The sequence below is a fragment of the Pantoea sp. B_9 genome, from assembly GCF_008632015.1.
Taxonomy (GTDB): Bacteria; Pseudomonadota; Gammaproteobacteria; order Enterobacterales; family Enterobacteriaceae; genus Pantoea; species Pantoea dispersa.
On the sequence record NZ_VWVL01000006.1, the window covers coordinates 264,106 to 282,543 of the forward strand.

The window sequence follows — 18,438 nt, forward strand, 5'->3', positions numbered from 1 at the left end:
AACATAGAGTTAGATAATTACTGTAAACATTTACGTCGGGTTTTGCGCGCAGGGGCTTGTCCAGAGCTTGTGGATAACTCTGTTCAAAACGGTTTTGCAGATAGGGTAAAACGCCGTCAGCACGTTGCGGGCGCATTGTGGATAACCTGTAAGATTACTGCAACAGACGCAGACATCTTCGGCACTCACGCAGCGTGCAAAATTTCCAGATAACAAGCGGAACCGCACAGGTAAAACGACTGCAGCAGTTGTATGTCTGATTGCGCCCGGGGGCAAATAACTTTAGTGAATATGAAAATCTGGAGCGGGAAACGAGACTCGAACTCGCGACCCCGACCTTGGCAAGGTCGTGCTCTACCAACTGAGCTATTCCCGCATAATCTTCGTATTTTAGTCTGCCACGGCGTTGGCTGCCTTCGCTCACCCAGGTCACTTACTCGTGTAAGCTCCCAGGGATTCGCTCAGTTGCCGCCTTGTTGCAAACTCAAATACTCGATTATGTACCGGCATTCTTAAGTCACAACAACCGCAAAAAGACTAAATCCGTGATTTGGATGGCGTACTGCAACAGAGACTGGAGCGGGAAACGAGACTCGAACTCGCGACCCCGACCTTGGCAAGGTCGTGCTCTACCAACTGAGCTATTCCCGCATAATCTTCGTCTTTCATTACGCTGCGGCGTTAACGGCCTGGACGCAGTTGAAATCCTTGATTCTGGTGCATTACTTTTTACTGCACGTTCTGGAGCGGGAAACGAGACTCGAACTCGCGACCCCGACCTTGGCAAGGTCGTGCTCTACCAACTGAGCTATTCCCGCATCATTGTCTTTCAATCTGCTGCGGCGTTGACCGCCTTAGCGCAACTGAACTACCTGATTCAGAACATTTGTTACTTTTACTGCTCCGTACCTGTTGTAAATTCTTCACCGGTACGGGGTGCGCATTATACGAGAAATCCTTCCCGCCGCAAGCGTTGCAAAGCAAAATTTTGCGCTTTGCGCGCGTTTGCTGTTTTAATCGGCAAACTGCTGCTTTCCTGCGCACCCGCGTTAATTTACAGCTGCAGGAAGTGCTCGCGGTAGTAGGCCAGCTCGGCAATGGACTCGCGAATGTCGTCCAGCGCCTGATGCGTACCGGCCTTTTTAAAGCCTGGCAGAATCTCTGGCTTCCAGCGGCGCGCCAGCTCTTTCAGCGTGCTGACATCCAGATAGCGGTAGTGGAAATAGGCTTCCAGCGCCGGCATGTACTTAAACAGGAAGCGGCGATCCTGGCCAATGCTGTTGCCGCAAATCGGTGAGGTGTTGGCCGGAACCCACTGCTGCAGAAACGCAATCGTCGCCTGCTCCGCCGCACGATCGTCATGCTGGCTGGCTTTCACGCGCGCAACCAGCCCGCTATTGGTGTGGGTGCGCACGTTCCAGTCATCCATCAGCGCCAGCTGCGCATCGGACTGATGCACCGCCAGTACTGGACCTTCGGCCAGAATATTAAGATTGGCGTCCGTTACAATGGTGGCGATCTCAATAATGCGATCGCGCTCCGGATCCAGTCCGGTCATTTCCAGGTCGATCCAAATCAGATTGTTTTCATTTCCCGCTGTCATGCATTTCCCGCCTGTTGCCAAAGTCGTCATTAGCCTGAATTAAGGTGTATCATAGACGTTTTGCCCAGCGGGGCGAAGCCTGGCGAAAGCGTGAGAGGATGCGTGAGCAAAAATAAATTGTCGAAGGGTCAACAACGTCGCGTCAGCGCCAACCATCAGCGTCGTCTGCAGCAACGGAACGAAAAGCCGGAACCGGACGACAGCCTGTTTGGTGAAGCCTCTGAGGGCGTAGTGATCAGCCGCTTTGGCATGCACGCGGATGTGGAAGACAGCGCCGGCGAGGTGCATCGCTGTAATATCCGCCGCACCATTCGCTCGCTGGTCACCGGCGACCGCGTGGTGTGGCGCGCCGCCGGCGAAAACGGCGGCAAAGGTATTGTTGAAGCCGTACACCCGCGCCAGACGGTGCTGACGCGCCCGGACTTCTATGATGGCGTAAAACCGATCGCCGCTAACATTGATCAGATCATTATTGTGTCGGCGATCCTGCCGGAGCTGTCGCTGAACATTATCGATCGCTATCTGGTGGCCAGCGAAACGCTCGGCGTGGAGCCGCTGCTGGTATTGAATAAAACCGATCTGCTGGATGACGACGCGCGGGCGTTTGTCGATGAGCAGATGGATATCTATCGCCACATTGGCTATCGCGTACTGATGGTGTCGAGCCGCGCCAAAGACGGACTGAAGGATCTGGAAGCGGCGCTCACCGGCCGGGTCAGCATTTTTGCCGGCCAGTCGGGCGTGGGCAAATCCAGCCTGCTGAACAACCTGCTCGGCCTCGACCTGGCAGGCGATGAGATCCTGACCAATGATGTGTCGGATGTGTCCGGCCTCGGCCAGCACACCACCACCGCCTCACGGCTGTATCACTTCCCGCACGGCGGCGATGTCATCGATTCGCCAGGCGTGCGCGAGTTCGGTTTGTGGCATCTGGAGCCGGAACAAATTACTCAGGGATTTGTCGAATTTCGTGAATTTCTCGGCGGTTGCAAGTTCCGTGACTGCAAGCACGACAACGACCCAGGCTGCGCCATCCGCGAAGCGGTGGAGAACGGGATCATCGACATTTCACGCTTCGATAACTACCACCGTATTCTGGAGAGCATGGCGCAGGTAAAAACGCGTAAAAACTTTTCCGCCAGCGAAGATTAACGGGTACAACGGCACATTCGCCAACTGACCGGGGCGCTGCTACAATCCGCCCCCTTTTGTGTAAACCAAACGTTATTAAGCCAGGAGGCAACGGTGTTTGATCGTTTTAAACTCGGCCTGAATCACATTCTGCCTAAAAAAGCGCTGACCGAACTCGCCGGTTGGGGCGCCAGCCGCCGCGCTGGCTGGCTGACCAAAGCGGTCATCGACATTTTTGTCTGGTTCTACAAAGTGGATATGGCGGAAGCCAGCAAGCCGCACACCGGCAGCTATCGCACCTTTAATGACTTCTTTGTACGCCCGTTAAAAGAGGGTGCGCGCCCTATCGATCCGGACGCTTCGCTGCTGGCCTTGCCAGCCGATGGCGCCATCAGCCAGCTGGGCCGTATTGCTGGCGATCAGATCTTCCAGGCCAAAGGCCACACCTACTCGCTGCAGGCGCTGCTGGCCGGCAATGACGATCTGGCGGAAAAATTTGTCGACGGTGAGTTCGTTACCACGTACCTTGCGCCGCGCGACTACCACCGCGTGCACATGCCGTGTAACGGCATCCTGCGCGAAATGATCTACGTGCCGGGCGACCTCTACTCGGTTAACCCGCTGACCGCGCGCAACATCCCGAACCTGTTTGCCCGTAACGAACGCGTGATCTGCGTATTCGATACCGATCACGGCCCGATGGTGCAGATCCTCGTGGGCGCCACCATTGTCGGCAGCATCGAAACCGTCTGGGCCGGCACCGTGACGCCGCCGCGCGAAGGGGTGATCAAACGCTGGCGCTACCCATCGGCCGATCATGATGGCGCGGTCGTGCTGCTGAAAGGTCAGGAGATGGGCCGCTTTAAGCTGGGCTCGACGGTGATCAACCTGTTCGCGCCGAACCGCGTTAAGCTGGCTGAAAGCCTTGAAGCCGAAAGCAAAACCCGCCTGGGTCAGCCGCTGGCTATCGCCCTGCCGCAGCCCGGCGACAGTGCTCCGCTCATCGACTAATTCCGGGAAACACCGCCGTGCGCGCCTCTCTTTTTCTGCTGCTGAGCCTGGTGCTCAGCAGCACCGTCTTTGCCGCCACCGTTCCACCCGCCAGCCAGTTAAAACAGGATCTGGAAACGGCGAAATCCGCGAAAAGCTCGCCCAGCCAGGCCGAACAGGTGCAGGCGCTGGAAGCAGCAATTAATTTCCTGTCCGAACGCGACGACTCGCTGGAGCGGGCGAAACAGTATCAGCAGGTGATCGATGATTTCCCGCGGCTGGCGCGCGAGCTGCGTCAGCAAATCGCCACGCTGACTGACAGCAGCAAGCCAGTGCGCAGCAACATGAGCAATGCCGAGCTGGATCAGGAGATCCTGCAGGTTAGCAGCCAGCTGCTGGAGGAGAGCCGCCAGGCGCAGCAGGAGCAGGATCGCGCCCGCGAAATCAGCGATTCACTGTCGCAGCTGCCGCAGCAGCAGACCGATGCGCGGCGCGCCATGACCGAAAGCGAACGGCGCGCACAGGGCGTGGCGGCTGCCGCTACCCCGCTGGCACAGGCGCAGATTTATGCGCGTCAGACCGAGAGCGCTGCCAGTAAAGCGCGGGTAGATGAGCTGGAGCTGGCGCAGCTGTCGGCCAATAACCGTCAGGAGCTGGCGCGCATGCGCGCGGAAGTGCATCAGCGCAAAGCGACCCAGCTGGATAACTATCTGCAGGCGCTGCGCAATCAGCTCAACAACCAGCGTCAGCGCGAAGCCGAACTGGCGCTGGAGCGCACCGAACAGCTGGCGGAAAACAGCGGCGATCTGCCGGCCTCCATCAGCGATCAGTTCCGCGTTAACCGCGAGCTCTCCGCCGATCTGAATCAGCAGGCGCAGCGTATGGATCTGGTGGCCTCGCAGCAGCGTCTCGCCACCAATCAGACATTGCAGGTGCGCCAGGCGCTGAGCACGCTGCGCGAGCAGTCACAGTGGCTGGGCGTGTCGAATCTGTTGGGTGAAGCGCTGCGCGCGCAGGTGGCGCGCCTGCCGGAGATGCCGAAATCCCAGCAGATCGACAGTGAAATGGGCCAGCTGCGCGTGCAGCGGCTGCATTATGAAGACCTGCTGGAGCGCCAGCAGGCGCTGCGCAAAGAGAAACAGGCGGACGGCACGCCGTTCACCAGTGAACAGACGCGCATTCTGGATGCCCAGCTGAAAACCCAGCGTGAACTGCTGAACTCACTGATTTCCGGCTGCGACACGCTGATTCTGGAAATCACCAAGCTGAAGGTTTCCAATACGCAGCTGCAGGACGCGCTGAGTGAAGTCAAAGAGGCGACGCACCGCTATCTGTTCTGGACCGCCGACGTCAGCCCGGTTGGCCTGAAATATCCGCTGGATGTGGCCACCGATCTGACTCGCCTGCTGTCGCTGGACACGCTGGGCCAGTTGGGCAAAGCGCTGGCGATGATGTTCACTAACCGCGAAACGGTGCTGCCGATCATCGGCGCCATTCTGCTGGTGGGCTTTAGCATCAGCACGCGTCGTCACTACAACGCCTTTATGGCGCGCGCGGCCAGCCGCGTGGGGAAAGTAACGCAGGACCGCTTCAGCCTGACGCTGCGCACCGTCTTCTGGTCGATTCTGGTCGCGGTGCCGCTGCCGGTACTGTGGGCCGCGCTCGGCTTTGGCCTGCAGCACGCCTGGCCTTACCCGTTTGCCGTAGCGATTGGCGATGGCATCACTGCCACCCTGCCGCTGCTGTGGGCGTTCATGATCAGCGCGGCGTTTGCCCGTCCTGACGGCCTGTTTGTCGTGCACTTCCGCTGGCCGCAGGCGCGGGTCGCGCGCGCCATGCGTTATTACTCGCTGACGGTCGGCCTGATCGTACCGCTGATTATGCTGCTGATTGCTTTCGCCAATCTCGACGATCCGCAGTTCTCCGCCACGCTGGGGCGCCTGTGCTTTATTCTGATCTGCGGGGCGCTGAGCATTGTCACCGTCAGTCTGAAACGCGCCGGTATCCCGCTCTATTTGGATAAAGAGGGCAACGGCGACAACTTCGTTAACCGGATTCTGTGGAACCTGATGATCGCCATTCCGCTGGTGGCGGCGCTGGCCTCCTGCATTGGCTATCTGGCCACCGCGCAGGCGCTGCTGGCGCGTCTGGAAACCTCGGTCGGCATCTGGTTCTTCCTGCTGGTGATTTACCACATCATTCGCCGCTGGATGCTGATTCAGCGCCGCCGCATCGCTTTTGACCGCGCGCGCCAGCGTCGTGCCGATATGCTGGCCAACCGCGCGCGCAGCGAAGAGGAAAAAGAGCAGCAGTCTGCCGTCAGCACCGATACCGTGGAAGTCGAAGAGCCGATTATCGATCTGGATGCGATCAGCGCGCAGTCGCTGCGGCTGGTCCGCTCGATTCTGACGCTGATTGCACTGGTGTCAGTGATTGTGCTGTGGTCTGAGATTCACTCCGCGTTCAGCTTCCTCGACAACATTCCGCTGTGGGATGCCAGCACCACGGTGCAGGGCGTCGAGAGCGTACAGCCCATTACGCTGGGTGCCGTGCTGATCGCCATCCTGATCTTTATCATTACCACCCAGCTGGTGCGCAATATGCCGGCGCTGCTGGAGCTGGCGCTGCTGCAACACCTCAGCCTGTCGCCCGGTACCGGTTACGCCATTACCACCCTGACCAAATACGCGCTGATGCTGGTCGGCGGTCTGATTGGCTTTTCGATTATTGGCGTGGAGTGGTCAAAACTGCAGTGGCTGGTAGCGGCGCTGGGTCTGGGGCTGGGCTTCGGGATGCAGGAGATCTTTGCCAACTTTATCTCCGGTCTGATCATCCTGTTTGAGAAACCCATTCGTATCGGCGATACCGTGACCATTCGCGATTTGACCGGCAGCATCACCCGCATCAATACGCGCGCCACCACCATTACCGACTGGGACCGCAAAGAGATTATCGTGCCGAACAAGGCCTTTATCACCGAGCAGTTCGTCAACTGGTCGCTGTCGGATTCGGTGACGCGCGTGGTGCTGACCATTCCGGCACCGGCCCACGTTAACAGCGAAGAGGTGACGACCATCCTGAAGCAGGCGGCCGATCGCTGCACCTATGTGCTGGATATGCCAGCGCCGGATGTGTTCCTGGTGGACCTGCAGCAGGGCATTCAGCTGTTTGAGCTGCGCGTGCACGCGGCGGAGATGGGCCATCGTATGCCGCTGCGTCATGAGCTGCATCAGCTGATTCTGCGCGGCTTTGAAGAGCATGGCATTGAGATGCCGTTCCCGCCGTTCCAGGTTCGCATGGAAACGCTGGGGCGCAAAACGCCGGCCAGCAACGGTTCGCCTGGCAGCCGGACCTTCAAATCCGGTGGCCTGTAAAACAAAACGCCCGGTATGCGCCGGGCGTTTTTTCTTTACGCGCGGGTTACTTCACAAACTCTTCGCCCTGCGCGATATCTTTTTTCAGCGTCTCCAGCATGCCGTTGAGCGCCTGCTGTTCGAAATCACTGAGCGGCCCGAGCGGACGGCGTTCGGCGATACCGTTTTTGCCCAGCAGCAGCGGCTGCGAGAAGAAGCGCGCGTACTCGCCGTCGCCTTCCACATAGGCGCACTCTACGACATTGGCTTCGCCCTGCAGTGCACGAATCAGCGACAGACCAAAGCGCGCCGCCGCCTGGCCCATCGACAGCGTCGCCGAGCCGCCACCGGCTTTGGCTTCCACCACTTCGGTACCGGCATTCTGAATACGTTTCGTCAGGTCGGCGATCTCCTGCTCGCTGAAGCTGACGCCTTTAACCTGCGACAGCAGCGGCAGAATGGTCACGCCTGAATGCCCGCCGACCACCGGCACTTCAATCTCCGTAGGCTGTTTGCCCTTCAGGGCAGCGACAAAGGTATTGGCGCGAATCACATCCAGCGTCGAGACGCCAAACAGCCGGTTTTTATCGTACACACCGGCTTTTTTCAGCACTTCGGCGGCAATCGCCACCGTGGTATTTACCGGGTTAGTGATGACGCCAATCAGCGCTTTTGGCGCGGTGGTCGCCACCTGTTCAATCAGGTTACGCACGATACCGGCGTTGACGTTAAACAGATCGGCGCGGTCCATGCCAGGTTTGCGTGCCACACCGGCCGAGATCAGCACCACATCGGCGCCGTGCAGAGCCGGCGTCGCATCTTCGCCACTGAACCCTTCAACTTTCACGGCGGTAGGAATGTGACTGAGATCAACCGCGACGCCTGGTGTCACCGGGGCAATGTCATACAGTGAGAGGGCTGAACCTGCGGGTAATTGGGTCTTGAGCAGCAGAGCGAGTGCCTGGCCAATACCACCAGCTGCACCGAGAACGGCAACTTTCATCCTGAACTCCTTATTAAGGTGGGGCAGAGATATGCCGGAAATCCATCAGGTTACGAGTTTAATCAACTTCTCAGGCGATAGCGACACACCTGTCGCGCAATAACATTACGCCGCAATCGGCTCCCGAGACATCTCCACTTCAGAAGTCGCCTGAATGATCCAGTCGCAGCCAGAAGACTATGGACGGCAATGATCATCGTTTTGTTGTTACCACTTCAATAATATAACAACTTTGCAACCTTCGCTTTGCGCGCCAGCGCGCGATTTTGGTGCAGGATAAAACTCTGTTATCATGCCCGCCCCACACGCGCATGCCGTGAATTCACGCATCCGCTTATTGCATAAAAATTCATCTAAATGCATAATAATTTATCTGCGACGGGCCTGTTGCCTGCTGCAACCCTCTTTTATTGGTAGCTTATGCGAAACCCATCTAAACAAGACGATCTAATAAAGGCGTTCAAAGCCTTACTGAAAGAAGAAAAGTTCAGCTCTCAGGGCGAAATTGTCCAGGCGCTGCAGGAAGACGGCTTCGGCAACATCAACCAGTCAAAAGTTTCTCGTATGCTGACCAAGTTTGGCGCGGTGCGCACGCGTAACGCCAAAATGGAGATGGTGTACTGCCTGCCTGCCGAACTGGGCGTGCCCACCACCACCAGCCCGCTGAAGAATCTGGTGCTGGATATCGACTATAACGATGCGCTGGTAGTGATTCATACCAGCCCGGGCGCAGCCCAATTGATCGCCCGCCTGCTCGACTCCCTCGGCAAAGCCGAAGGCATCCTCGGCACCATCGCCGGTGACGACACCATCTTTATTACGCCAGCGCGCGCCTTTACGGTGAAGCAGCTGTATGACGCCGTGCTGGTGTTATTCGAACAGGAACTATAAAACCCTGTATGTTACCGGCGGTTCACCTGCCGGTAACCTTGCCTGCCCACCCGCGTTTCTCCCGCTGTTTTATCGCCAACACCTTACAAAATAACCGCTTAGCCATATTCCGCCGGGTTCTCAATGCGGGGAAGTATTGGTACGACCTTTTCGCCTGCTTAACCCTTTGCGCTATTTTACGCTGCTTTACAATTAGTGCTTAGCGGTTATCTCTTGCTTTTAGCGCGCAGCCAGCTTGATCAACCACATTGTTTCGCACAAAAAGATAATTTGATGCAGATCATTGTTTTTGCATGGAAATACACCCTCCTGGTTAAGATCCAGGCGGTTTTAATAACTTTGCGTTATAAAAATGTGCCATAAGGATAAAGAATTACAACCAATCATTATTAGCGGGATATTAATTTCATGGGTGATTAGATCTATACTTCTTTTCGTGATGCAAATCACACGAAATCAAAAAGAGAAAAACAGAAGACGAGGAAAAATACCATGAACGTTAAAACTACTATCGCCACCCTGAGTGTTCTATCTGCCCTGTCATTTGGTGCTTTCGCCGCAGATTCTATCAATGCCGAACAGGCAGCGAACCTGCAGCCGGTCGGCACCATCAGCGTCAGCGGCATTGGCGGCTCACCGATGGATATCCATCAGCAGCTGAACGCCAAAGCTGAAGCGCAAGGTGCTAAAGCCTATCGCGTTGTTGAGGCTTATAACGACAACAGCTACCACGCAACCGCGGAACTTTATAAATAAGTTTGCCGGAACAAGATGCAGTGTGAACGGCGACCCGTTTGAGAGGCGTTTGCCTCTCAGGTTGCCCACCCCATTTCAGGAGAGTGAATCATGAAAACCAAATTATCTATTGCTGTACTGAGTCTGGCTTCCGTTCTGTCTTTTGGCGCCAGTGCTGCCACCCTGGTAACCAACACCCAGGCTGAAAATCTGCAGCCGCTGAATCAGACCATTAGCGTGAGCGGCGTCGACGGCGACCAGACCAATATCCGTCAGGAACTGTCCCAGAAAGCCGATGCTCAGGGTGCGAGCCATTACCGCATCATTGAGAACAATCAGGACAACACCTTCCACGTGACGGCTGAACTGTACAAATAAACTTTAACTATCGATCCGGCGTTATGCAGTCGCCGGGAGAAGATCGACGACCCGCTTACCCTCTTCGTGCCGCAGGTTGTTGATTCTAATGAGGAGACGAATTATGAAAATCAAAACAACCATCGCAACCGCTACGCTGCTTTCTCTGTTCGCTTTTGGCGCTTCGGCTGCCCAACTGGTAACGGATGAATCCGCGCAGAATCTGCAATCTACCGGCCAGACCATTACCGTTAGCGGAACAGGCGGCTCACCTATGGATTACCGCGCTCAGCTTTCTCAGAAAGCCGATGAGCAGGGTGCCAGCGCGTATAAAGTGATTGAAGCGCGCACCGGTGACAGCTATCACCTGACTGCAGAGCTGTACAAATAATTCCTCGTCAATTCTGACGAACCCTTTGGCCCCGCCTGCCGGGGCCCTTTTTGGTTGTGCTACTGAACATTAAAGCGGAGCTGGCCTTCCAGCTCCTCTTCTGCCTCATCGAATAGCAATATCAGCGCACCATAGCGGCGTTTCTGACCTTTCCCCAGATTGATGAACGCAATTTCCAGCGGCAGCGGGATCTGCTCGCCGATGATCATTTCCCACAGATCGTCCAGATCGTGAATGGTGCGATCCGCCAGCGCGAAACGTTCGCAAAACTGACGGTAGAAATGAGCCTGATCGACGATTTCATTGAAGTCGAAACGCTCGGTTCTCATGGTGACATCCTCTCGCTACGCCAGACCGCCGAGGTGCAGCGCTTTGACTTCCAGATACTCTTCCATGCCCAGCACCGATCCTTCGCGTCCCAGCCCGGACTCTTTCACGCCGCCAAACGGCGCCAGCTCGGTCGAGACCGCACACTCGTTGATCCCAATCATGCCGGCTTCCAGCGCCGCCGAAACGCGGAACACGCGCTGCAGATTCTGCGTATAGAAGTAAGCCGCCAGACCGTATTCGGTGTTGTTGGCGCGCGCGATCACCTCAGCTTCATCGTCAAAGCGGAAGCAGGCGGCCACCGGACCGAAGGTCTCTTCCTGCGCCAGCTGCATCTCTTCATGCGCATCGGCAATCACCGTCGGCTGCCAGAAGTTGCCGCCCAGCGGATGACGCTCGCCGCCCACCAGCAGTTTCCCGCCTTTGCTCAGCGCATCTTTGACATGCTCCGCCACTTTCTCCACCGCGGACGGCTCAATCAGCGGCCCGACCACCACGCCCGGCTCCACGCCATTGCCCACTTTCAGTTTGCCCACCGCCTCAGCCAGCTGATGCACAAAGCGGTCGTATATTGCGTTGTGGATATAGAAGCGGTTAACGCTGACGCACACCTGCCCGGCGTTGCGGAATTTGTTGGCGATAGCCCCCTGCACCGCCGCGTCGATATCGGCATCGTCAAACACGATATAGGGCGCGTTGCCGCCCAGCTCCATCGAGACTTTCTTCATGGTTTCGGCCGCGTTCCGCATCAGCGTTTTCCCCACTGCGGTGGAACCGGTAAAGGAGATTTTACGCACCGCGCGGGAAGCCATAATGGCGTCGCTGATGGCGTGCGTGTCGCCAGCTACCGCGTTCAGCACGCCGTCCGGCACGCCCGCTTTTTGTGCCAGCGCCACCAGCGCAAAGGCGCTGAGCGGGGTGTTATTGGCTGGCTTGATGATGCCGGTGCAGCCGGCCGCCAGCGCCGGGCCGAGTTTGCGCGTCAGCATCGCCATCGGGAAATTCCACGGCGTGATGGCCGCGACCACGCCAATCGGCTCGCGCGTCGCCAGAATGCGCGAACCGGCTTTGGCTGGCGGGATAATTTCGCCGTTGGCGCGCTTCGCCTGCTCGGCAAACCATTGAATAAAGCTGGCGGCGTACTCTACTTCACCCTCGGCTTCCTTTAGCGGTTTGCCCTGCTCGGCGGTCATCAGCTGGCCCAGCCAGCTTTTGTGCTCAATGATCAGCTGGTACCAGCGATAAAGGATTTCGCTGCGCTGTTTGGCGGTTTTGTCGCGCCACGCCGGAAAGGCGCGCTGCGCGGCGGCAATCGCCTGTTCGGTTTCAGCCTTGCCGGCTTTCGCCACCTGCGCCAGTACCTCGCCGGTGGCCGGATTGGTGACATCAAAGGTGCTGCTGGCGGTGTGCCACTGGCCGTCAGAGAAGTAGCCAGTGTTGAACAGTTCGTGTTGTTGCAGGGAAGTGGACATCGTTATTCTCCTGTCAGTAAGCATCCTGTCAGGAAAGTATAGATGGCAATAATCGGGCAATGAGGGTCAGCGTGGCATCAGGCCAGCCGCTGCGCCAGGCAGCGGCCAGTTTCAGATTTGGATGAGGGTGTTCTGGTACTTATCCAGCATCATCGACAGCCGTTTCACCGGTTCAGTCACACTGGCCGGGGCGGCATAGTGCTGCAGCTTCTGCTGATAAACGTCCAGCTCCTGCAGCAGGCGCTCAAAGTAGTAGCGCCGTTTATCATCGCTGCTGGCCGCAATAATGCGGTCGGCGGTGGCGCGCAGCTGGCGGTGATACGCCGACAGATCGGCATTGACCGGTACCTCCGCGTTGCGCAGGCGCTGATGACCAATAATCAGCGTGAGCGCAATCCGGTATTTGTCGATATCGCCCGGGAACAGGTTAAGCAGCAGGAACAGCTGCTGATAAAGCGCCGGTAAATGGTTTTCCCGCCGGCGCGCCTGATTGGTGGTCAGCGCGGCCACCGCAGCATACATAAAGCGATTCAGCAGCTTGCGTCCGGTGCGGGCTTTGGATTTGTCACGAATCAGCAAAATCACCATCATCGCTACAAAGCTGCCAATCCACTGACCGAGCGCGTTGTCGAGAAACACGTTGAACTCAAACTTCATCGGGTTATCCAGCACCAGCACATTGATGGTGCCGATCAGCGCGCCCAGCGTACCAATCTGCCGCCGCTGTACAAAGATGCCGCCGATAAAGCCGAGTGCGCCAATCGCGATACACAACAGCAAGGCACTTTGCTGGGTGCCCGGCAATACCCAGATGAAGTAGAGCATGCCCAGCGGCACCGCAAAGGCCATGCCGTAGAAGAAGTCTTTCGCCATCATCAGCGGATTCGGCATACGCATCGCCAGCGCGGTAATCACCGCCAGCATCACCATGCAGCCGCTGCCGGAAGTCCAGCCGGTATACAGCCAGAACAGCGAACCGAGCGCGGTGGCGACAAAGGTACGCACGCCATTGATCATCGCATGATGCGTCTCCGCTGAACGCGCCTGGATCACCACCTCACGCTGCAGAATGCTCTCCTCCAGCGTGGTGATACGGCTGTTACTTTTGACGCCATTGATCAGCAGCAGATATTCGGTCGCCGCGCCGACCCAGCTGGCCAGGGTAAACGGCACGCTTTTACTGCTAACACCAATAACGCGGCGCATCAGCTTCATGCGCTTATGCACGTCGCTGACGCTGGTTATCTCTTTTTCAATCAGCAGACGATACTGCGGGGGGATGTAATCCGGGCGCGAATTCTGAATCAGGAAGGTCTCAGCGGCCTGAGTAATCAGCGTCAGCGATAGCGTGTTGAGCATTTGCAACCGGCGGCTGGTGTTGCTCCAGCGCGACGACTCCATCAGCAGCTGGCTGCGCATACCGTTGAGCGCGGTCGTGCGGCGCACCAGTGCGCTCCAGGCTTTGTCGACTTCCTCTTTATCCTCGTGTGCCACGCACAGCTGCAGCAGGCGGTAGTGCGCTACCAGCAGCGCATCCACTTCCGCATCAATCACTTTCTTGATCGAGCGCGGAGAGAACAGCATGTCGGCGAGAATGGCGCACAGGATACCGAGCACAATTTCGCTGCAGCGCTCCACGGCGAACTGCGGCGCCAGCGTCAGACCGCCGCTGGCATCTGCGGTCACCACGATGATCAGCGCAGTGTAGCCGGCGAGGCCCAGCGCGTAGGAGTTTTCGACTTTAATCAGCGATGAGAGCCAGACGCACATGCCGGCCCACAGGCAGCACAGCAGCAGCATCACCACCGGCGCGCGCACCGTCGCAATCATGATGGTGAGTGCAGCGATACAGCCGATAAAGGTGCCGATAATACGCAGAACGCCACGGTAGCGCAGTGCGCCAGAGTAGGGATCGCCGCCCGCGGCAAAGGCGGTGCCGCCAGCCACGATGCCGGCGGTCATCACCGCCCAGCGCGGCGTTTCCAGATTGAAATGAAAGCCAATCATCAGCGCTGCCACCAGCGCGAAGGTCAGCTTTACCGGGAAACGCAAAAACTCAATCATATCGCCCCCGCTTAACCAAACTCACGCAGGCGGTTGAACAGCTGCGCCATCGGCGACACTTTGGTCTGGCGGTCTTTGTCACCGGTGATCACCACGGTGGCGGTGGTCCCCGCCGGGAAGCGGTTGCCGGGTTGATCGTCAAGGCGAATACGCACCGGCACGCGCTGCGCCAGACGCACCCACTCAAGGTTGGAGTCCACGGTGGCCATGCCTTTGCTGTCGACGCTGCTGCTGCTGTTGGTCACGCCAGCCGCGATGCTGTCAACCGTGCCGCGCAGCACCGTGTTGCTGCCCAGCGGGGTAATCTCCGCGCGGAAGCCGGGACGCACACCATCCAGCTTGGTCTCTTCCATGTAGGCCAGCACGTAGAACGAGTGCTGCTGCACCAGCGCCACGGCCACCGAGCCGCGCGTGATGAATTCACCCTGATAGACGTTGAGGTTGGTGACCCAGCCGTCGGACGGCGCTTTGATGGTGGTGCGATCGAGGTCGATCACCGCCAGATCGCGCGTCGCCACCGCTTTGGCCAGCTGATGTTCGCTGGTCTGCAGGTCGCTGTTCGACTGCTCAATGGCTTCACGCGACATCGCGCTGGTACCGAGCTGGTTACGGCGCGCCGCTTCACGGCGTTTTTCGCTGACCAGCGCCTGGTAATATTCGACATCCGCCTGCGCCTCATCCAGCGCTTTCTGGTAGCGCGGACGGTCAACGATAAACAGCGTATCGCCTTTTTTCACCAGCTGGTTGTCGTGTACCGGGACGTCAGTGATCAGTCCGGTCACGTCCGGGGAGATCGCCACCACGTCGGCGGAGAATTTGGCGTCACGCGTCCACGGCGACTCGGTATAGAACACCCAGGCGCGGAAGATGATAATAACAGCGATGATAACCAGCAGGAGCGTAATGGCGTAACGCGCGATTTTTCTTATTAGCGCTTTCACTTAAAACCTCAGACGAATAGACGGGATACAAGGTAAAACACACAGCAATACAGCGCTGTGTTAAAAAGTGCCGGGTGCCACACCAGATCGTAAATCCCGCTGGGCGTCAGCACGCGTTTCACCAGCCAGAACAGCGCCAGCGAAACCAGTAGTTCAATGAAGATGGGCGGAAAAGACAGCCCGAATACGACAAATACCGGAAGCACACTCATTTCGGTTCCTTAGTTCGACCTTGCCGGATTGCACCGATACCTGCCCTCATGCCCTCTGGCACGTCGGGTTGATGATAGTGGGATGACGGATAATCTGATGACAACATTCAGGCCGCGTTGAGCTAATCATAGCGTATCATCGGGTAAACACTGCCGTGTTCAGGTGCGGTGAAGAGACCCAGCGTGCGTATAGTAACGCGCTTGACTATACGTTTTCTACATATTGTGAGCTAAATCACTTTTTAGCCAGAGTAAACAATGGAACGACTCAAAGGCATGTCCATTTTCGCCAAAGTGGTTGAATTGGGCTCATTTACCGCCGCCGCACGCCAGCTGCAGCTTAGCGTCTCGTCAATCAGCCAGATTGTTGCCAGACTGGAAGATGAGCTGCAGGTGAAACTGCTTAACCGCAGCACCCGCAGTCTGGGCCTGACCGAAGCCGGTAAGATTTATTATCAGGGCTGCCGCCGCATGCTGGCTGAGGCCTCGCAGGTGCACGAACAGCTGTACGCCTTCAACAACACGCCGATCGGGATTTTACGCATCGGCTGCTCAACCACCATGGCGCAAAATGTCCTCTCCGCCATGACCAGCGAGATGCTGCACGAATACCCGGGACTGAGCGTCAACCTGATGACCGGCATACCGGCGCCGGACCTGATTGCTAACGGGCTGGATGTGGTGATACGCGTCGGTGAGCTGCAGGATTCCAACCTGTTCTCGCGCCGGCTGGGTGCCATGCCGATGGTGGTATGCGCGGCGAAGAGCTACCTGGCCCAGCACGGCACGCCGGAAAAGCCGGCTGAAATCGACAACTTTTCCTGGCTGGAGTACAGCGTGCGCCCGGATAACACCTTCGAGCTGGTGGCGCCGGAAGGTCTGGTGACGCGCCTGACGCCGCAGGGACGTTTTGTCACCAATGATTCTCAGACGCTGATTCGCTGGCTGAAAGCCGGCTGCGGTATCGCCTATGTGCCGCTAATGTGGGTGATTGATGAGATTAACGCCGGTGAGATCGATATTTTGTTTCCGCAGTATCACTCGGAGCCGCGCCCGGTGTATGCCGTCTATACCGAGAAGGATAAGCTGCCGCTCAAGGTGCAGGTGTGTATCAATTATCTGACCGAGTATTTCAGGCAGGTGGCAAGGCAGTATCAGCAGCACCGCAAAAGTTAGCCGCCGTCTGGCGCTGGTGTGGTCGGCCTGAAGGGCGCATACGGGAAAATGCGGGGCAGTTATGCATGCCAGGTCACCCTGAAAGGTGACCTGGCAAAACAATTGAGTAATGCCGATCAGTTAAGTACCAAATTCAATTACCGCAGATTTCGTAGCGGCGCGATTAATCGCGCGTACTACTAGCAGCACCGTTCCCATCCATGCTTCGCGCAATAAATTGCGCCGCTACCAAAGTGTGCGTGCTGTTTACTCATAACTGACAAGCATTGTACAAACCCATTGCGCGGTTTTGACAGGGTGCGCACTGATGCGCACCAGCATGAACCTTAAGCCGTTCCGCCCACGGTAATTTTATCCAGCTTCAGCGTGGGCTGACCTACGCCGACCGGCACGCTCTGGCCCTCTTTACCGCACACGCCGACGCCCTTATCCAGCGCCAGATCGTTACCGACCATGGAAATCTGCTGCATCGCCTCAATGCCGGAGCCGATCAGCGTCGCGCCTTTCACCGGTTTGGTGACTTTGCCGTTCTCGATCAGATAAGCCTCGGAAGTCGAAAACACAAACTTGCCGGAGGTGATATCGACCTGGCCGCCGCCAAAGTTAGGGGCATAGAGACCATACTCCACACTCTCAATGATCTCCTGCGGCGTCGATTTGCCCGCCAGCATATAGGTGTTGGTCATGCGCGGCATCGGCAGGTGCGCATAGGATTCACGACGACCGTTACCAGTAGGCGGCACGCCCATCAGACGCGCATTGAGCTTGTCCTGCATATAGCCTTTCAGCACGCCGTTTTCGATCAGCACGTTGTACTGTCCCGGCACGCCTTCATCATCCACCGCCAGCGAACCACGCAGCCCCTGCAGGGTACCGTCGTCAACCACGGTGCAGAGTTCGGACGCCACCAGCTGGCCCATCTTACCGCTGAAGACGGAAGTCTCGCGGCGGTTGAAATCCCCTTCCAGACCGTGGCCCACCGCTTCGTGCAGCAGCACGCCTGGCCAGCCCGCACCCAGCACCACCGGCAGCGTACCGGCTGGCGCCGCGACGGCGGACAGGTTAACCAGCGCCATGCGCACCGCTTCGCGCGCCCAGACATCGGCCCGTACGTCGCCGCTCTCATCGGCGAGGAAAAATTCGTAGCCGGTACGCGCACCGCCGCCGCTGGCGCCGCGCTCGCGTTTACCCTGATCTTCCACCTGAACGCTAATGGACAGGCGCACCAGCGGGCGAATATCCGCCGCCAGCGTACCGTCGGTGGCGGCGACCAGCACCTGCTCGTAGACGCCGCTCAGGCTGGCATTCACTTCCTGCACGCGCGGATCAGCAGCGCGTGCCACTTTATCAACCCGGTGCAGCAGCGCGATTTTGTCTTCGCGCGTCAGGCTGTCCAGCGGATTGACTGGTGCGTACAGCGAACGGTTAAGCACCGCGGAGAGCGCGTGCGCTTTACCGTTGCCCTGCTCGCGCACAATACTGCGCGCCGCTTCGGACGACTGGCGCAGGGCGTTGAGGCTGATTTGATCGGCATAGGCAAAACCGGTTTTCTCGCCGCTTACCGCGCGGACGCCCACGCCCTGGTCGATGTGATAAGAGCCATCTTTAATGATTTTGTCTTCCAGCACCCAGGATTCATGGAAGCTGGACTGAAAATAGAGATCGGCATAGTCCAGACGACGTTCTGAAAGCTGCCCTAACAGGGAAAAAAGGTCCTGCTGATTAATGCTGTTCGCAGCTAGTAACTGCTCACTTACCAGATTCAGAGTCATCGTTTCTCACTCATTATGTG

The 18,438-nt window shown here is 57.6% G+C and carries 16 protein-coding genes and 3 tRNA genes; 8 read left to right on the forward strand and 11 right to left on the reverse strand.

Annotation, left to right across the window (positions count from 1 at the left end; translation table 11 throughout):
* Positions 1-300: 300 nt before the first annotated feature.
* From F3I21_RS18250 to orn, 4 genes are all read right to left on the reverse strand, one after another.
* Positions 301-376, reverse strand: a tRNA-Gly gene (locus F3I21_RS18250).
* Between the two features lie 199 nt (positions 377-575).
* Positions 576-651 (reverse strand) — tRNA-Gly (locus F3I21_RS18255).
* A 91-nt stretch (positions 652-742) separates the two neighbouring features.
* Positions 743-818: transfer RNA gene (locus F3I21_RS18260), tRNA-Gly, on the reverse strand.
* Positions 819-1,054: 236 nt separating this feature from the next.
* Positions 1,055-1,603: an oligoribonuclease gene (gene orn / locus F3I21_RS18265; protein WP_058759872.1), complete on the reverse strand. Its 549-nt coding sequence runs from the start codon at positions 1,601-1,603 to the stop codon at positions 1,055-1,057.
* A gap of 102 nt (positions 1,604-1,705) precedes the next feature.
* Here orn and rsgA point away from each other — a divergent pair, with 102 nt between their 5' ends.
* The 3 genes from rsgA to mscM all read left to right on the forward strand — a co-directional run bounded on the left by rsgA (position 1,706) and on the right by mscM (position 7,098).
* Positions 1,706-2,755: a small ribosomal subunit biogenesis GTPase RsgA gene (gene rsgA, locus F3I21_RS18270; RefSeq protein WP_031279822.1), complete on the forward strand. Its 1,050-nt coding sequence runs from the start codon at positions 1,706-1,708 to the stop codon at positions 2,753-2,755.
* Positions 2,756-2,848: 93 nt separating this feature from the next.
* The gene (gene asd / locus F3I21_RS18275) at positions 2,849-3,745 is read left to right on the forward strand and encodes an archaetidylserine decarboxylase (RefSeq protein ID WP_021508134.1); all 897 of its coding nucleotides are present in this window, start codon (positions 2,849-2,851) and stop codon (positions 3,743-3,745) included.
* A gap of 17 nt (positions 3,746-3,762) precedes the next feature.
* Positions 3,763-7,098: a miniconductance mechanosensitive channel MscM gene (gene mscM, locus F3I21_RS18280; RefSeq protein ID WP_150059489.1), complete on the forward strand. Its 3,336-nt coding sequence runs from the start codon at positions 3,763-3,765 to the stop codon at positions 7,096-7,098.
* A 46-nt stretch (positions 7,099-7,144) separates the two neighbouring features.
* On the opposite strand, the gene mdh is transcribed toward mscM, so the two are convergent.
* On the reverse strand, positions 7,145-8,080 hold the full coding sequence (mdh, locus tag F3I21_RS18285; RefSeq protein ID WP_021508136.1) for a malate dehydrogenase: 936 nt from the start codon (positions 8,078-8,080) through the stop codon (positions 7,145-7,147).
* A 420-nt stretch (positions 8,081-8,500) separates the two neighbouring features.
* On the opposite strand from mdh, the gene argR reads away from it, so the two are divergent.
* The 4 genes from argR (at position 8,501) to yhcN (F3I21_RS18305) (ending at position 10,454) form a co-directional block, all read left to right on the forward strand.
* On the forward strand, positions 8,501-8,971 hold the full coding sequence (gene argR / locus F3I21_RS18290) for a transcriptional regulator ArgR (protein ID WP_021508137.1): 471 nt from the start codon (positions 8,501-8,503) through the stop codon (positions 8,969-8,971).
* A 492-nt stretch (positions 8,972-9,463) separates the two neighbouring features.
* Entirely contained in the window at positions 9,464-9,727 is a 264-nt protein-coding gene (yhcN, locus tag F3I21_RS18295; RefSeq protein WP_021508138.1) for a peroxide/acid stress response protein YhcN, read from the forward strand.
* A 90-nt stretch (positions 9,728-9,817) separates the two neighbouring features.
* Positions 9,818-10,084 (forward strand): YdgH/BhsA/McbA-like domain containing protein, encoded by a 267-nt coding sequence (locus tag F3I21_RS18300; RefSeq protein ID WP_021508139.1) that lies wholly within the window; start codon positions 9,818-9,820, stop codon positions 10,082-10,084.
* Positions 10,085-10,187: 103 nt separating this feature from the next.
* Positions 10,188-10,454: a peroxide/acid stress response protein YhcN gene (gene yhcN / locus F3I21_RS18305; protein WP_021508140.1), complete on the forward strand. Its 267-nt coding sequence runs from the start codon at positions 10,188-10,190 to the stop codon at positions 10,452-10,454.
* 59 nt (positions 10,455-10,513) lie between these two features.
* On the opposite strand, the gene F3I21_RS18310 is transcribed toward yhcN (F3I21_RS18305), so the two are convergent.
* The 5 genes from F3I21_RS18310 to aaeX form a co-directional block, all read right to left on the reverse strand.
* The gene (locus F3I21_RS18310; protein WP_021508141.1) at positions 10,514-10,783 is read right to left on the reverse strand and encodes a hypothetical protein; all 270 of its coding nucleotides are present in this window, start codon (positions 10,781-10,783) and stop codon (positions 10,514-10,516) included.
* 15 nt (positions 10,784-10,798) lie between these two features.
* On the reverse strand, positions 10,799-12,253 hold the full coding sequence (locus F3I21_RS18315) for an NAD-dependent succinate-semialdehyde dehydrogenase (RefSeq protein ID WP_150059490.1): 1,455 nt from the start codon (positions 12,251-12,253) through the stop codon (positions 10,799-10,801).
* A gap of 111 nt (positions 12,254-12,364) precedes the next feature.
* Positions 12,365-14,317, reverse strand: coding sequence for a p-hydroxybenzoic acid efflux pump subunit AaeB (gene aaeB / locus F3I21_RS18320; RefSeq protein ID WP_150059491.1), 1,953 nt, complete (start codon positions 14,315-14,317; stop codon positions 12,365-12,367).
* A gap of 11 nt (positions 14,318-14,328) precedes the next feature.
* Positions 14,329-15,258: a p-hydroxybenzoic acid efflux pump subunit AaeA gene (aaeA, locus tag F3I21_RS18325; RefSeq protein WP_125310645.1), complete on the reverse strand. Its 930-nt coding sequence runs from the start codon at positions 15,256-15,258 to the stop codon at positions 14,329-14,331.
* An 8-nt stretch (positions 15,259-15,266) separates the two neighbouring features.
* Positions 15,267-15,470: a p-hydroxybenzoic acid efflux pump operon protein AaeX gene (aaeX, locus tag F3I21_RS18330; RefSeq protein WP_021508145.1), complete on the reverse strand. Its 204-nt coding sequence runs from the start codon at positions 15,468-15,470 to the stop codon at positions 15,267-15,269.
* A gap of 258 nt (positions 15,471-15,728) precedes the next feature.
* On the opposite strand from aaeX, the gene aaeR reads away from it, so the two are divergent.
* Positions 15,729-16,646 (forward strand): HTH-type transcriptional activator AaeR, encoded by a 918-nt coding sequence (aaeR, locus tag F3I21_RS18335; RefSeq protein ID WP_058771467.1) that lies wholly within the window; start codon positions 15,729-15,731, stop codon positions 16,644-16,646.
* A 326-nt stretch (positions 16,647-16,972) separates the two neighbouring features.
* On the opposite strand, the gene tldD is transcribed toward aaeR, so the two are convergent.
* The gene (gene tldD / locus F3I21_RS18340; RefSeq protein WP_021508147.1) at positions 16,973-18,418 is read right to left on the reverse strand and encodes a metalloprotease TldD; all 1,446 of its coding nucleotides are present in this window, start codon (positions 18,416-18,418) and stop codon (positions 16,973-16,975) included.
* Positions 18,419-18,438: the final 20 nt, after the last annotated feature.

Excerpts from the sequence above, each read along its gene's own strand:
- orn (WP_058759872.1), bottom strand. The coding sequence starts at position 1,603 with ATGACAGCGGGAAATGAAAACAATCTGATTTGGATCGACCTGGAAATG.
- mdh (WP_021508136.1), bottom strand. The coding sequence starts at position 8,080 with ATGAAAGTTGCCGTTCTCGGTGCAGCTGGTGGTATTGGCCAGGCACTC.
- argR (WP_021508137.1), top strand. The coding sequence starts at position 8,501 with ATGCGAAACCCATCTAAACAAGACGATCTAATAAAGGCGTTCAAAGCC.
- yhcN (WP_021508138.1), top strand. The coding sequence starts at position 9,464 with ATGAACGTTAAAACTACTATCGCCACCCTGAGTGTTCTATCTGCCCTG.
- F3I21_RS18300 (WP_021508139.1), top strand. The coding sequence starts at position 9,818 with ATGAAAACCAAATTATCTATTGCTGTACTGAGTCTGGCTTCCGTTCTG.
- yhcN (WP_021508140.1), top strand. The coding sequence starts at position 10,188 with ATGAAAATCAAAACAACCATCGCAACCGCTACGCTGCTTTCTCTGTTC.
- F3I21_RS18310 (WP_021508141.1), bottom strand. The coding sequence starts at position 10,783 with ATGAGAACCGAGCGTTTCGACTTCAATGAAATCGTCGATCAGGCTCAT.
- F3I21_RS18315 (WP_150059490.1), bottom strand. The coding sequence starts at position 12,253 with ATGTCCACTTCCCTGCAACAACACGAACTGTTCAACACTGGCTACTTC.
- aaeB (WP_150059491.1), bottom strand. The coding sequence starts at position 14,317 with ATGATTGAGTTTTTGCGTTTCCCGGTAAAGCTGACCTTCGCGCTGGTG.
- aaeX (WP_021508145.1), bottom strand. The coding sequence starts at position 15,470 with ATGAGTGTGCTTCCGGTATTTGTCGTATTCGGGCTGTCTTTTCCGCCC.
- aaeR (WP_058771467.1), top strand. The coding sequence starts at position 15,729 with ATGGAACGACTCAAAGGCATGTCCATTTTCGCCAAAGTGGTTGAATTG.
- tldD (WP_021508147.1), bottom strand. The coding sequence starts at position 18,418 with ATGACTCTGAATCTGGTAAGTGAGCAGTTACTAGCTGCGAACAGCATT.